The following is a 14,544-nucleotide window of genomic DNA, read 5'->3' as shown; positions in this document are numbered from 1 at the left end:
TGGATATTGATGAAACGTCGCTGGAATACGCACATGGCAGGGAAACCCTTCAAGGGCAATCCCGTCCCGGTCAGCGATCTGGCAACCGGTATCCTTGATCCGTTGTTGCGCAAACGCGCCGGCATATCGGTGGGGCTGATCCAGTCATGGGAAGAAATTGTCGGCGAGCGGCTGGCTTTTGGCTGCCGACCAGAAAAAATTCGCTGGCCACGCCGCCTGAATGAAGAAGACCCGTTTGAACCGGCAGTGCTGATCATTGCCTGTGAAGGGCTGGCCGCCCTTCATATTCAGCACCAAAGCAGCGAAATCATGTCCCGGGTCAATGCCTTTCTCGGCTTTGCAGCCATCGGGCGTATCCAGATCGTGCAAAAACCGGTTTTTCACCAGACACAGCGCAAGAAGCCGGTGTTGCGGGCTTTGTCGGAGGCCGAAAAGACAAGGCTTGCCCACCGTGTCGATACAATTGACGATGAGGGCCTGCGTGCATCTTTGGAGCGGCTGGGAACATCGGTGCTTGGCAGCAAAAAGCAGGGTTGAGACAGCCTCATCGCGCTTTTGTGATTGAATAGAAGTGGCTTGAAGGTTGGATTGGCAGCACCAATGCCTTAATTCGCCACAAGTGTGGTTTTTATAGCTATTGATACTGCACAATTGAAAAACAAATCGGGTGATTCGTATGACCTTGTCGCGCAGAACTGTTCTGTCTTCTCTGGCCGTAGTGCCTGCCGGGCTGTTTCTGGCTGCCTGTAGTGATTCAGGGCAGCAAGGCGCTGCCAATGCCGCTCCTTCCACCACCTCTTCAATTGCCGCCCCGCCTTCTTCCGGCTCGTTTAATATGGCAGAGGTTTTGAAGGAAGGCGCCCTGCCCGACAAGGTGAAGGGCAGCGAGGACGCCAAGGTCACCATTGTTGAATATGCTTCCATGACCTGCTCGCATTGCGCCAGTTTTGCGGTCAACACCTATCCGGAACTGGAGAAGAAATATATCGATACCGGCAAGGTGCGTTTCATCCTGCGTGAATTCCCCTTCGATCCACGTGCGGAAGCCGGCTTCATGCTGGCACGGTGTGCCGGTGATAATTATTTCCCGATGATCGATGTTCTGTTCAAGCAGCAGATGAACTGGGCGGCTGCCGAAAACGTCAAGGATGCCATGTTCCAATTGGCAAAACTTGCCGGCTTTACCGAAGAAAGCTTCAATGCCTGCTTGACGGATCAGGCGCTTCTTGACCAGGTAAGGGCCGTTCAAAAGCGTGGCGCGGAGGAGTTCAAGATCGATTCCACACCAAGTTTCATCATCAATGGCAAGGTCTACAAGGGAGCTTTGTCGATTGACGAAATGTCAGCGATCATCGATCCGCTGCTTTAATTTTTCCGCAGCGCCGGAGCGGGTCGCCTTTGGCGCACCGCTCTTTTTACCGCGTGGCTTGTTTCAGAAGGCCAGGGCGTAGATGAAGTTTTCGCGCCTTCGCCTTCTGGGGTTCAAATCCTTCGTCGAACCCTGCGAATTCATCATTGAGCATGGCCTGACCGGTATTGTCGGGCCCAATGGTTGCGGCAAGTCCAATCTTGTCGAGGCTTTGCGCTGGGTGATGGGCGAAAGCTCTTACAAGAATATGCGCGCATCCGGCATGGATGACGTGATTTTTTCAGGTTCGGGCTCGCGGCCTGCGCGCAACACCGCCGAAGTGACCCTGTTTCTCGATAACAGCGACCGCACGGCGCCACCTGCCTTTAATGATGCTGATGAATTGCAGGTCTCACGCCGCATCGAGCGTGAGGCAGGGTCGCTCTATCGGATCAATGGCAAGGAAGCGCGCGCCAGAGATGTGCAGCTTTTGTTTGCCGACCAGTCAACGGGCGCACGCTCGCCTTCAATGGTCGGACAAGGGCGCATTGGTGAACTTATCGCCGCCAAACCGCAGGCAAGGCGGGCGCTTCTGGAAGAGGCGGCAGGCATTTCCGGCCTGCACAGCCGCCGCCATGAGGCTGAATTGCGCCTGCGTGGCGCTGAACAGAATCTGGAACGTCTCGATGATGTGGTGGGCGAACTGGAAGGTCAGGTTGAAAGCCTGAAACGCCAGGCACGTCAGGCTTCGCGTTTCAAAAACCTGTCTGCCGATATTCGCAAGGCCGAGGCGGTTTTGCTGCATTTGCGCTGGAGTGTGGCAAAGGCGCAGGAGGCTGAAACTGCTTTGGCGCTGACCGAGGCCACATCACAGGTCGGAGCACGCGCAGCCGCACAGGTTGAGGCTGCCAAGGCGCAAGCCATTGCCGCACATAAATTACCGCAATTGCGCGAAGCCGAAGCTGCGGCTGCGGCTGGCGTCCAGCGCCTGTCCATCGCCAATGCCCAACTGGATGAAGAGGCGCAACGTGTGCGCTTGCGCCAGTCCGAACTTCACAGACGGCTGGAACAGCTTGACGCCGATATTGCCCGCGAAGAACGCATGGTGGTTGAAAATGCCGATATTCTGGAGCGGCTGGCTGAAGAAGAAGCCCAGCTTGCTAAAGACACTGCCAGGGCCGATGGCCGTTCAAAAACCATGCAGCAGGCTGTTGAGGATGCCGCAGAAAGACTTGGCAGAAGCGAGGCGGAACTGGCGCGATTGACGGCTGAACGTGCTGAATCTGCCGCTTTTCGCACACAAATTGAGCGGTCCTTGCGCGAGGTCGGCGAGCGCAGGGATCGCTTTACCCGCCAGCTTGGCGAAATGGATCGTGAGCTTGCCCAGATTGCCGCCCGGCTTGCGGCCTTGCCGGACCCGGCTGAAAAACACGAATGGGTCGAGCAGGCAGAAGACGCGCTGGAGGCAGCACAGGCAATTGTTGCCACTTGCGAAGAAGCGGTCGCGCAAGCCCGCGAGGTGGAAAACAAGGCGCGTGGCCCCTTACAGGATGTGCGCGGGCAACTGGCTGCTATTGAAACAGAAGCACGCACCCTTGCCCGGATGCTTCATGCAGACGGCAGTGATCGGTTTTCGGCCATATTGGAAGAAATCAGTGTGAAACCCGGGTTCGAGGCGGCTCTGGGCGCTGCACTGGGTGAAGATCTTGAAGCACCTCTGGACCCGGATGCGCCCGCTTATTGGAGCAATATTGCGCCTGTCGCAGATGACCCGCCACTGCCGGAAGGGGTAAAAAATCTTGGTTCAGTGGTGCAGGCGCCTTGCCAGCTTGCACGGCGTCTGGCGCAGATCGGTATAATCGAGCCTCATGAAGGGGCAGTCCTTCAGCCCAGCCTGGCCCCCGGTCAGCAATTGGTGACACGCGATGGTGCTTTATGGCGCTGGGACGGTTTTGTTGCCAGCGCAGATGCCCCCACAATGGCAGCCCTTCGGCTGGCGCAGAAAAACCGGCTGACGGAACTGGAGGCAGAAGCGATTGCCGCAACGGTGAAATTGCACGCAGCCGAGGAAGTTTTAGGCGCAGCAGAAGCCGCAATTTACACCCATATAGAGGCGGAGCGCACGGCGCGACAAAGCCTGCGTGACACGCAAATAAAGCTTGATGAGGCCCGCGCAGCACTGGCGCAAGCGCAGCGGGCAGAGGGTGAAATCACCAGTCGCCGTGCTGTGCTGGAAGATGCACGCCAGCGCGTGATGGAGGAACTGGAGGAAATATCTGCGCTTTACTGGCAGGCTGAAGAAGCACAGCGCACTGCACCCGACCCCGGTGATTTGCAGGCCCGGTTTGAACAGGCATCTGCTGAAGTTTTTTCTGACCGGACAGGCCTTGCTGAAGCCCGCGCTGTTCATGAGGGATTAAACCATGAGGCGCAAGCTCGTGCCCGTCGCTTGCAGGCCATTGAAGCTGAACGTCGCAACTGGCTGATGCGGCTTGAAAATGCCGACAGCCATATTCGCGCCCTTCAGGAGCGTCGCGCAGAAGTGCTTGAGGAGCGCGAGGCGCTGGTTGATGCCCCGGATGAGTTTGAGCTGCGCCGCCGCCAATTGCTGTCCCGTCTTGCACAGGCGCAGGCCAGCCGCAATGAGGCGGCAGACCAGCTTCAGGAAGCTGAAAATGAGCAAAAGGCCCTTGATGGGGCGGCAGCAAGCGCCATTCAAGGGCTGGCTGAGGCGCGCGAAGTGCGTGCCCGCACCGAAGAGCGGCTGACGGCTGCTGAACAGCGCCGACAGGAGATTGAAGCGCGCATACAGGAAGCATTGAACACACCCCCGCATCTGGTGATCCGTCACACCGGCCTGCAATCGGGTGACCCAATGCCTGACCCTGTCAATGTGGAGCGCACGCTGGAGCGGTTGAAGATCGAGCGTGAGCGGCTGGGAGCGGTTAATCTGCGGGCCGAGGAAGAACAGCGTGAGCTGACCGGGCGGCTGCAAGACATCATCACCGAGCGCGATGATATTATCGAGGCAATTCGCAAGCTGCGGCAAGCCATTTTGAGCCTCAACCGGGAAGGACGCGAACGGCTGCTGGCTGCTTTTGAGGTGGTGAACAGCCATTTCCAGCGTCTGTTTACGCATCTGTTTGGCGGTGGCACAGCACAATTACAGCTTGTCGAATCTGATGATCCGCTGGAGGCAGGGCTTGAAATTCTGGCGCGTCCTCCGGGCAAAAAACCACAGACCATGACCCTGCTTTCTGGCGGTGAGCAGGCGCTGACGGCCATGTCGCTGATCTTTGCCGTCTTTTTGACCAATCCAGCTCCGATCTGTGTTCTGGATGAGGTGGACGCACCGTTAGACGATCATAATGTCGAGCGCTTTTGCAATCTGATGGATGAAATGGCGGCCTCGACACAGACCCGCTTTATCATCATCACGCACAACCCCATCACCATGGCGCGCATGGACCGGCTGTTTGGCGTCACCATGGCCGAACAGGGTGTCAGCCAGCTTGTCTCGGTCGATCTGCAACAAGCAGAAACCATGCGCGATGCTGGCTAAAGCATGTCGCAATCTTTCAGATTCACGCAACCTGCTTTAAGCCTTTGTTTTTACGTATGTCTTTATCCCGAAACTGGTTCCCAGTTCGGGAGACAGACTTTAAAACCTGTCACTCGAGACTTGAGAAACAGTTTCGAGATAAAGAGCTGCAAAACGCTCTGCTCAATCAGCGCGGAATATCCGACGCCGAGGTTGTTTCTGACGGTGCGGGCGCTGCCGGAGCGGCCTGGGCAGGCCTGGCAGCCGCCGGGGCTGGAGTTTTTCTGCGCGCTACCGGCCTTGGCTTGTCTTGTGCCTTGGCCTTTGGCGGGCCTTCATCATAACCGACAAACACCTGATAATCGCGCGCACTGGGATCGGGCACGGTGACATTGGCGTCATTAAACACAAACTGGGTGGCCGAAGACGTGTCGCTGACCTGCACCTTGTGCTGGTGAAGCTGTGAATAGAGCACCTCGCTGCCGCGTGTCACCACAACACGGATCGGCATGGTGATGGCGCCAGCCGTTGCCTGCGGACCGGGCACGATACGACCGGCAGCAGCCACATTCATGGTCAACTGTCCATTGGCGCGCTTGCAATCGCGTGTAACCTCACTGATAGATGCCTGATAGACAATCTTGTCAGGGTCATCCTGCCCGCCTTTGGCATAGGTGTTAAAATAGGCTGTTCCTTCACGCAGCGTCAGTGTCGGGCAATAGGCCCTCAACTCGCTGGCCAATATCTTCTCGCCCGAAGCATCGGCACCCTGCCTGCCCTGCACAGACAGCGCATCACTGCTGCCTGACTGGCACCCGGCCATCACCAGCATCAGGCCGGCAAAAGCAAACCCTGTGAAAAAGCGAAAATTCGATGTAGCAACGACCATAAAGCGCACTTCCCTCTCGCGATGCTGGTGTCCTATAGCAATCTGGCGACGAAAATGCGACTGACGAAAATAATAAATCCACATGCCGACTGGCTGGAAAGACGGAAAAAACACCTCATGAACTATATTAGCACTCGCGGTGAAGCGCCTCGCCTTGGCTTTTCCGATGCAGTCCTTGCAGGATTGGCGCGTGATGGTGGCCTTTATCTTCCGCAGGAATGGCCTCAATTTTCTGCCGCTGAAATCCGCGCCATGCGCGGCCTGTCCTATCAAGAGATTGCACTGCGCGTGCTCTCACCTTTTGTCGGCAATGAAATCGCCACCCCGGTTCTGGAACGGCTGATCAACGAGGCCTATGCTACTTTTCGCCATGACGCGGTGTGTCCGCTGGTTCAGCTTGGCCCCAACAGCTTTGTGCTGGAGCTTTTCCATGGACCCACCCTTGCCTTCAAGGATGTGGCCATGCAATTGCTGGCCCGGCTGATGGATCATGTGCTGGCTGAGCGCGACCAGCGCGCCACCATTATCGGCGCAACCTCGGGCGATACGGGTGGCGCTGCCATCGAGGCTTTTGCCGGGCGCAGCCGGACCGATATTTTCATCCTGTTTCCCCATGACAAGGTCTCGCCGGTGCAACAGCGCCAGATGACCACCTCAACCGCCAGCAATGTTCACGCACTGGCCATCGAGGGCAATTTCGATGATTGTCAGGGACTGGTCAAAGAACTGTTCAATGACCACATTTTCCGCGATCATGTGGCTCTTTCAGGCGTCAATTCGATCAACTGGGCGCGCATCATGGCCCAGATCGTCTATTATTTTACCTCTGCACTTTCACTTGGCGCACCTGATCGCGCTGTATCCTTTACCGTTCCCACCGGAAATTTCGGTGATATTTTTGCAGGCTACGCCGCAAAGCGCATGGGCCTGCCGGTAGAGGTCTTGACCATCGCCACCAATGACAATGACATTCTGGCCCGCACCCTGGAAACCGGCGAGTACCGGATGGAAGGCGTGGTTGCCACCACCTCTCCCTCCATGGACATTCAGATTTCGTCCAATTTCGAGCGCCTTTTGTTTGAAGCCTCCAACCGCAATGCACAAACCGTACGCCACTATATGAACGGGTTGAAGCAATCAGGCGCATTCACCATAAAAACGCAGGAAATCGAGACAATCCGCAACCATTTTGCTGCCGGGCGCGCAACCATGGAGGATACGGCGCAAACCATCCGCTCCACATTGGCTTCAAGCGGCTATCTGCTCGATCCGCACACAGCCACCGCCGTCCATGTTGCGCGCCAGACCAGGGCAAGCACAAAAAAATCAGCCATTCCCAACATTATTCTTGGCACCGCGCACCCGGCCAAATTCCCGGCTGCGGTCAGCCAGGCCAGCGGTGTTTTTCCAGCCTTGCCAGCCTGGCTTTCGCATCTGATGGAGGCAAAGGAAAATTATACAGTGCTTCCATCCGACAAGAAAATGTTGGAAGATCGTATTTTGCAGCATACGCGCGTGGGCCGCTAGGCCCTCCGGCCACAGGGGAGTGTCATCCATATGGGTGTAGAGGTAAGCCGTCTGTCGAACGGCCTGACAGTCGCAACCGAAATGCTTCCAGGCATGGAATCTGTTGCTCTTGGCGTCTGGGTCAAATCCGGGGCCCGCAATGAGCGCGATGACGAGCATGGCATGGCCCATTTGCTTGAACATATGGCCTTCAAGGGCACGGCCCAGCGCAGCGCCTTCCAGATTGCTTCGGAAATCGAGAATGTCGGCGGCGAAATCAACGCCGCAACCAGTGTCGAAACCACAGCCTTTTATGCCCGTGTTCTTTCCTCAGATGTGCCGCTGGCGGTCGATCTTCTTGCCGACATCTTGCAAAACTCCACTTTCGATCCGGAAGAGCTGGAGCGGGAACAAAACGTCATCCTGCAAGAAATCGGCGCAGCCCATGACACGCCCGACGATATTGTTTTTGATCACTTTACCGAAACGGCTTTCCGCCATCAGACGCTTGGCCGCTCCATTCTTGGCACGCCTGAAACGGTGATGTCTTTCAATTCAGCCCAGCTTCACCGTTTCATCCAGCGCGAATATGGCGCCGATCGCATGATCATCGTTGCTGCGGGCGACGTAAAGCACGATGAGTTTGTGCACGAGGTGGAAAACAGGTTTGGTGGTTTGCGGCCCCATGCGCAGGGGGGTGCCGTACAATATGCACAATATGTCGGCGGTGATTTTCGCGAAAACCGTGACCTGATGGATGCACAGATCATTCTCGGCTTTGAGGGTCGCGCCTATCATGTGCGCGATTTTTATGCCTCACAGGTGCTGTCGATGATTCTGGGCGGTGGCATGTCATCACGCCTTTTTCAGGAAGTGCGTGAAAAGCGCGGCCTGTGCTATTCCGTCTATGCGTTCCACTGGGGTTTTTCTGACACCGGCATTTTCGGCATTCATGCCGCCACCGGGCAGGCAAATCTGGGCGAACTGGTTCCGGTGATCGCTGGTGAATTGCAAAAGATCGGCGATCATATTCTGGAAGAGGAACTGGACCGGGCCCGCGCGCAATATCGCGCCGGTCTCATCATGGCCGGTGAAAGCCCTTCCAGCCGCGCCTCACAGATTGCCCGCCAGCTTCTTTTGTTTGGCCGCCCAATCCCTTCGCAGGAGCTGATGGAACGCCTGTCGGCACTTACCGTCGGCCGGTTGACCGATCTGTCGCAGCGCCTGTTTTGCACCAAGCCCACTCTGGCCGCCATCGGCCCCATCGGCTCGCTCTCCTCTTACGAATCCGTGGCTGGCGTGCTGTCTCCCCCAGGGTCAGCCACACACCGGATCGCCGTGTAAAACTTTGCAACGATGCTGCCCTTTTCCTTCATCCGCCGTGAAGCTCCGGTACTGGAAGGCGAAAGGGTCAGCCTGCGTTCTCCCCAGACATCCCACTATCGCGAATGGTCGCAATTGCGCGCTGTCAGTCGAGACTTTCTTGAGCCATGGGAGCCACGCTGGGCTTTGGATGAGTTGAGTGGCGCGGCATGGCGCGCACGCATCCAGCATTACCGGCAAGAACAGGCCCGCGGGACATTGATGCCCTTTCTTATTTTTGAAAAAACATCCGGCCGACTGGTCGGTGGCATCACGCTTGGCAATATCCGCTACGGCGTTTCCAGAAGCGCGCATCTGGGCTATTGGATCGGCTTGCCCTATGCCGGGCAGGGTTTCATGACAGATACAGTTAAAACCCTTTCGCGCTTCACATTTGACAAGTTGAAGTTGCACCGGATTGAGGCAGCCTGTATCCCGAAAAACATTCGTTCGATCCGGGTGCTTGAAAAAGCCGGATTTCAGCGCGAAGGACTGCTGCACTCCTATCTGAAGATTAATGGCAGGTGGCAGGACCACTATCTTTACGCCCGGGTCGAAACGGATTTGCCGCCCGCATAGACGCCTGCATAGATAAAGGACTTGTCTTGACGATATTTTCCAAAATATCAGCCCGAAAAATAAAAATGACTGTCAAGATCATTGACCGGGCCATCAGGGGCGTGAAATCGGCAGCCATAGCCGCTCCACTTCTGGTCCTTGTCCTACTTCTTCAGATTGTGACTGCCCAGGCCGTCGAACCGATCAAGATTTCACGCGACGATGTGGCGCTCGACCTGTCAGGCGCTGTTGAAATCTATCGCAATCAAGGCGAAAATTTTCAGGTTTCCACCGCTCCCGGACCTGACGGCATCGTGCGCCGGATCGAGGTGGAAACCAACGACAGCCGCTCCACCGGCGACTGGGCCGTCTTTGCACTGGCCAACACCACCGACCAGCAGATCGACCGCCTGATTGTTGCGCCCCATTTCCGGCTGGTCAATTCCGGCCTTTTATGGCCCGATCTTGGCTCTACCCGCATTGCAGCCATCACCCCCAGCGAGGGTTTTGCTCTCGACCGGCAGGCAAGCCCTGACGCAGATGTGTTTCGCGTTACGCTCAATCCGGGCGCCGTCATTACCTTCGTTGCCGACCTTGCCTCGCCAAAACTGCCACAAGTCTATTTATGGGAGCCGGAAGCCTATAAGGATTCGGTCAACTCCTACACATTTTATCGCGGCATTGTCTTGGGCATTGCCGGTCTGCTTGCGCTGTTTTTAACCATTTTATTCGTGGTCAAAGGCACGTCGATGTTTCCGGCGACAGCCGCCCTTTCCTGGACTGTTCTGGCTTATATCTGCGTGGATTTCGGCTTTCTTTACAAGATCATCGAGCTTTCGCCCGGCAATGAGCAGATCTGGCGCGCGGGAACGGAAGTCGCGCTGGCCGCCACCTTTGTCATGTTCTTGTTTGCCTATCTCAACCTCAATCGCTGGCATGGCCATTTTAGCTATGGCGCGCTGGTGTGGATGCTGTGCCTGACACTGATTGCCGGTATTGCCATTATCGACCCGCCAATTGCCGCAGGCATTGCCCGCTTCTCCTTTGCCGCCACCGCATTGGTGGGCATAGGGCTGATCCTGTATCTGGGCATACGTGGCTTTGATCGCGCCATCATGCTGGTTCCGGGCTGGGTGATGGTGCTTTTATGGCTTGTCGGCTCCTGGATGGCGGTTACCGGCCTGCTCGACAATGACATTGTGCAACCGGCACTGGGCGGGGGGCTGGTTCTCATCATCCTGCTGATCGGCTTTACCGTCATGCAGCATGCCTTTTCTGGCGGCGGGCTGCAACAAGGGCTGTTTTCCGATCTGGAACGGCAGGCGCTGGCGGTGATGGGTGCAGGCGATATTGTCTGGGACTGGGATGTGCTGCGCGACCGTGTGGTGACCAGTCCCGACATCAGCCTCCAGCTTGGCCTTGAACCCAGAAGCCTTGATGGCCCAGCACGCAACTGGCTGCCGGTTCTTCATGCCGATGACCGCGATACGTTTCGCACCACGATAGACATTATTCTGGAACATCGGCGCGGGCGTATCGGGCAGCAATTTCGTCTGCGCGGGGCTGACGGCCATTATCACTGGTTTGCGCTACGGGCACGCCCGGTCATTGGCTCCGGCGGAGAGGTGATCCGCTGTATAGGCACCTTGATCGACATCACCGAGCACAAGAAGACGGAAGAGCGCTTTCTTCATAATGCCGTTCACGACAATCTTACCGGCCTTCCCAGCCGCGAATTGTTTTTAAACCGGCTGGAAGCGGTCATCGCCATTGCCCGCATGGAAGAAAAGATACGTCCCACCGTATTCGTTATCGACATTGACCGCTTCAAACAGGTGAATGACGGGCTGGGCATTTCTGCCGGTGATACGATCCTGCTCACCATCGGACGGCGGCTGCATCGGCTTTTGAAACCGCAAGATTCTCTTTCCCGTTTTGCCGGAGATCAGTTTGCGCTGATGCTGTTGTCGGAACAGGAGCCTGCCCGTATTGCAGCCATGGCCGACGCCATCAAACATGCGATCAGTTCACCCATCACCTTTGCCCGGCGCGAAATTGTGCTCACGGCTTCTGTTGGCCTGATTACATGGACCTCAGGCCAGACATCGGCTGAAGATATGGTCAAGGATGCGGAACTGGCGCTGCATCAGGCCAAGCGGTTTGGCGGCGACCGGATCGAGCCTTTCCGTCCCTCCTTCCGCACGGTTGGCACAGACAAGCTGCAATTTGAGTCCGACCTGCGCCGCGCTCTTGAGCGCAAGGAGCTGACCCTTGCCTATCAGCCGATTGTGCGGCTGGAAGACAACAGCATTGCCGGTTTTGAAGCCCTGATGCGCTGGGAGCATCCCCGCCGTGGCATGATCCCGCCGGCCGATTTCATTCCCGTGGCGGAAAATTGCGGTCTGATTGTTCCGCTTGGCCTGTTTGCCATGCAAAAAGCCGCAGAGGATTTTGTGTCCTGGCAAAAGCAGATCGGCGACGTGCCGCTGTCGGTTTCCGTCAATCTGTCCAGCCGCCAGCTCATCCGCCGCGATCTGGTCAGCGATGTGCGCTCCATCCTGTCACGCACCAATCTCAAACCCCATTGTTTCCGGCTGGAACTGACCGAATCGCTGGTTATGGACAATCCCGAGCAGGCCGCCCATGTGCTCAACAAGCTGCGCCAGCTTGGCATTGGCCTGTCACTGGATGATTTCGGCACCGGCTATTCATCGCTTGCCTATCTGACGCGTTTTCCCTTCGACACGATCAAGATTGACAAGAGTTTTGTCGATGACACCACGCCAAAGCGCAGCATGTTGCTCAAATCCATGGTCAATATGGCCCATGAGCTGGGGCTTTCAGTGGTCGCCGAAGGTGTGTCGGATCAAAGCGATGCATTGGAACTGCGGCAAATCGGCTGCGAATATGTGCAAAGCTTCATGTTTGGCCCGCCTGTTGCCGACAATGGGGTCATCAAGCTGCTCAAGGAACATTATCCGCTGACGCAAGCCTGATCAGTGGTTTTAATTCCCCGCATGACCTTGTCCGAAAAGCCTGCAACTTTTCGGGGGTCAGGCTTTTATTTCCACGCATGACCTTGTCCAAAAAACCTGCAACTTTTTGGGGTCAGGCTTTTATTTCCACGCATGACCTTGTCCAAAAAGTCTGCAACTTTTTGGGGTCAGGCTTTTATTTCCACGCATGACCTTGTCCAAAAAGTCTGCAACTTTTTGGGGTCAGGCTTTAAGCATGACCTGCGGAGGCGCTCAAATGCGCAATATCAATGCCGATCGCAGCAAGGATGCGCTCATATTTGCTCTCGATGTCCATATCGAACAACAATTCAGATGTTGCCGGACAAGTCAGCCAGCCATTCTGGGCAATCTCGCTTTCAAGCTGTCCCGCATCCCAACCAGAATAACCCAGCGCCATCAGCGCACGACTCGGGCCACGCCCATTGGAAATAGCGCGCAATATATCCACCGTTGCCGTCAGGCAGATATTATCGGCCACGCTCAGTGAAGATTCCACCCGGTAATCTCCCGAATGCAGCACAAAACCACGGCTGCGATCGACAGGACCGCCATTGCGGATCACCAGATCACAGGCTGGCGGTGGCAAACGGATTGCTTCTTGCTCATCCATAATGCCAAGCTGCACCAGAAGATCGGGAAACAGGATTTTCTGGGTCTGGTTGATGATCAATCCCATCGCGCCTTCTTCACTATGGGCGCAGACATAGATGACCGAACGTGCAAAGCGCTCATCCTGCATGCCGGGCATGGCAATGAGGAAGTGGTCTTCAAGAAAGCCGCCGCGCGCAGCAGCCGTATTGTTGCCAGACAGTAAATCCATAAAGGCAAGGCTAGCGCGTTTCAGCCGCGCTGAAAAGATGCGTCAGGATCAGATATTGCGCAGACAGCCACCACAGGCCAAAATGAAAACCATGTGTCATTTCTTTTCCCGTCTATTGATGATCCCGGCTATTGCGCTTGGCGCCATTCTTGCCGCACTGCCTGCTCATGCCGCCTCATCGGAGTGGCATGAAAATGCAGGCGGGCGTATCCGGCTGGTGACGGCAGGTCAGCCCGATCAGAATCATCATCTGCAAGGCGTGCTTGAAATCAGCTTGAAACCCGGCTGGAAAACCTATTGGCGCGACCCCGGCGACAGTGGTGTGCCGCCACAAATCATACCCGACGGCAAATATATCAGGCAAGCAAATTTCGAGTTTCCGGCTCCCGCCCGCCATGATGACGGCTATTCACAATGGGCAGGCTATGACCATTCAGTGCTGTTGCCGGTTCGTTTTACACTTGGCCCCAAAGCCCGGCCAGAGGATCTGGCGGCACAGGTGATGATTGGCATATGCGAAAAAATCTGCATTCCGGTTCATGCCAGCCTGGCGCTTCGCCCTTCTCAACTGTCACATGAGGTGGTGGACGAAACTCTGGTGCACAATGCACGGGCTGCCCTGCCGCACCCGGCTTCTGAAAATTTTGGTGCCGAGCTTGTCAGTTCAACAGATGCGACACTGAACGTGGAAGTGTTCCTGCCCCAAGATGCACACACAGCCGATCTTTTTATCGCTGGCGAAGACGGTTATGTTTTTGACACCCCATTGCTTAAAAACAATGGTAAAAAAACCATATTTGAAGTGGCAGTGATAAGGCGTCCTGCTCAAAAGCCCTCCGGCAAGGGCGTGCCTTACACGCTGACATCACCACAGGGTGCCGTTTCAGGGTTTTTGCCCTATCCTTAAAGCGTTTTGTAAGCACGGATGGTTACATCCGGCGGCAAAATACTCTATCGCTTGCATCGCCCCTTTTTACAGAATGAGGAATTGCCATGACCATCTCCGTTGGCGACACATTGCCAGACGCCACCTTGAAGACCATGACCGCCGATGGTGCAAAGGAACTGACCACCGCTGACATTTTTGCAGGAAAAAAAGTGGTTCTGTTCGGTGTTCCGGGCGCCTTCACCCCCACCTGCAACAATAATCATCTGCCGGGCTATCTGGAAAACAATGACGCCATCCGCGCCCGCGGCGTGGATACTATTGCCGTTGTGGCCGTCAATGATGTTTTCGTGATGGGTGCATGGGAAAAATTTACCAATGGCGAAGGCAAGATCACCTATCTGGCTGACGGCAGCGGGACTTTCGTTACCGCACTCGGTCTTGATCTGGACCTGAGCGGAGCGGGCATGGGTCTGCGCTCCAAGCGTTTTTCCATGATCATTGATGATGGTAAAGTCACCGCGCTCAATGTCGAGCCTGTGCCAAGCAAGACCGATGAGACAACGGCTGCCAAAATTCTCGAACAGCTTTAAGCCTGATAAAGGCCTGTTCCCGAA

At 56.1% G+C, this 14,544-nt stretch carries 11 protein-coding genes; 9 read left to right on the top strand and 2 right to left on the bottom strand.

The features are described from left to right. The first annotated feature begins 33 nt into the window (after nucleotides 1-33). The 3 genes from ACFPLB_RS04745 to smc all read left to right on the top strand — a co-directional run bounded on the left by ACFPLB_RS04745 (nucleotide 34) and on the right by smc (nucleotide 4,910). Nucleotides 34-537, top strand: coding sequence for a DUF721 domain-containing protein (locus ACFPLB_RS04745; RefSeq protein WP_378228194.1), 504 nt, complete (start codon nucleotides 34-36; stop codon nucleotides 535-537). 139 nt (nucleotides 538-676) lie between these two features. Next, on the top strand, nucleotides 677-1,369 hold the full coding sequence (locus tag ACFPLB_RS04740) for a DsbA family protein (protein WP_378228192.1): 693 nt from the start codon (nucleotides 677-679) through the stop codon (nucleotides 1,367-1,369). 82 nt (nucleotides 1,370-1,451) lie between these two features. Continuing rightward, nucleotides 1,452-4,910: a chromosome segregation protein SMC gene (gene smc / locus ACFPLB_RS04735; protein WP_378228191.1), complete on the top strand. Its 3,459-nt coding sequence runs from the start codon at nucleotides 1,452-1,454 to the stop codon at nucleotides 4,908-4,910. Nucleotides 4,911-5,076: 166 nt separating this feature from the next. On the opposite strand, the gene ACFPLB_RS04730 is transcribed toward smc, so the two are convergent. Next, complete coding sequence (locus ACFPLB_RS04730; RefSeq protein ID WP_378228190.1) at nucleotides 5,077-5,778, bottom strand: hypothetical protein; 702 nt, start codon at nucleotides 5,776-5,778, stop codon at nucleotides 5,077-5,079. 117 nt (nucleotides 5,779-5,895) lie between these two features. Here ACFPLB_RS04730 and thrC point away from each other — a divergent pair, with 117 nt between their 5' ends. The 4 genes from thrC to ACFPLB_RS04710 all read left to right on the top strand — a co-directional run bounded on the left by thrC (nucleotide 5,896) and on the right by ACFPLB_RS04710 (nucleotide 12,200). After that, nucleotides 5,896-7,305, top strand: a complete 1,410-nt coding sequence (thrC, locus tag ACFPLB_RS04725; protein ID WP_378228189.1) for a threonine synthase — start codon at nucleotides 5,896-5,898, stop codon at nucleotides 7,303-7,305. 30 nt (nucleotides 7,306-7,335) lie between these two features. Continuing rightward, nucleotides 7,336-8,628 carry a M16 family metallopeptidase gene (locus ACFPLB_RS04720; protein WP_378228188.1) on the top strand — a complete coding sequence of 431 codons (1,293 nt, stop codon included), beginning with the start codon at nucleotides 7,336-7,338 and terminating at the stop codon, nucleotides 8,626-8,628. Between the two features lie 12 nt (nucleotides 8,629-8,640). Further along, nucleotides 8,641-9,225, top strand: coding sequence for a GNAT family N-acetyltransferase (locus ACFPLB_RS04715; RefSeq protein WP_378228187.1), 585 nt, complete (start codon nucleotides 8,641-8,643; stop codon nucleotides 9,223-9,225). A 65-nt stretch (nucleotides 9,226-9,290) separates the two neighbouring features. Next, nucleotides 9,291-12,200, top strand: coding sequence for an EAL domain-containing protein (locus tag ACFPLB_RS04710; protein WP_378228186.1), 2,910 nt, complete (start codon nucleotides 9,291-9,293; stop codon nucleotides 12,198-12,200). Between the two features lie 229 nt (nucleotides 12,201-12,429). On the opposite strand, the gene ACFPLB_RS04705 is transcribed toward ACFPLB_RS04710, so the two are convergent. After that, nucleotides 12,430-13,041, bottom strand: a complete 612-nt coding sequence (locus tag ACFPLB_RS04705; RefSeq protein ID WP_378228185.1) for a YqgE/AlgH family protein — start codon at nucleotides 13,039-13,041, stop codon at nucleotides 12,430-12,432. A 55-nt stretch (nucleotides 13,042-13,096) separates the two neighbouring features. Between ACFPLB_RS04705 and ACFPLB_RS04700 the strand changes: the two genes are divergently transcribed. Further along, nucleotides 13,097-13,948, top strand: coding sequence for a protein-disulfide reductase DsbD domain-containing protein (locus ACFPLB_RS04700; RefSeq protein WP_378228184.1), 852 nt, complete (start codon nucleotides 13,097-13,099; stop codon nucleotides 13,946-13,948). Between the two features lie 86 nt (nucleotides 13,949-14,034). Then, nucleotides 14,035-14,520, top strand: a complete 486-nt coding sequence (locus ACFPLB_RS04695; protein ID WP_378228183.1) for a peroxiredoxin — start codon at nucleotides 14,035-14,037, stop codon at nucleotides 14,518-14,520. The last annotated feature ends 24 nt before the right edge of the window (nucleotides 14,521-14,544 follow it).

It is taken from the genome of Aquamicrobium segne, assembly GCF_042656785.1.
GTDB classification, from domain to species: Bacteria; Pseudomonadota; Alphaproteobacteria; order Rhizobiales; family Rhizobiaceae; genus Mesorhizobium; species Mesorhizobium segne.
The sequence above is the reverse complement of the archived record's forward strand: the minus strand, read 5'-3'. Positions and strand labels throughout refer to the sequence as shown.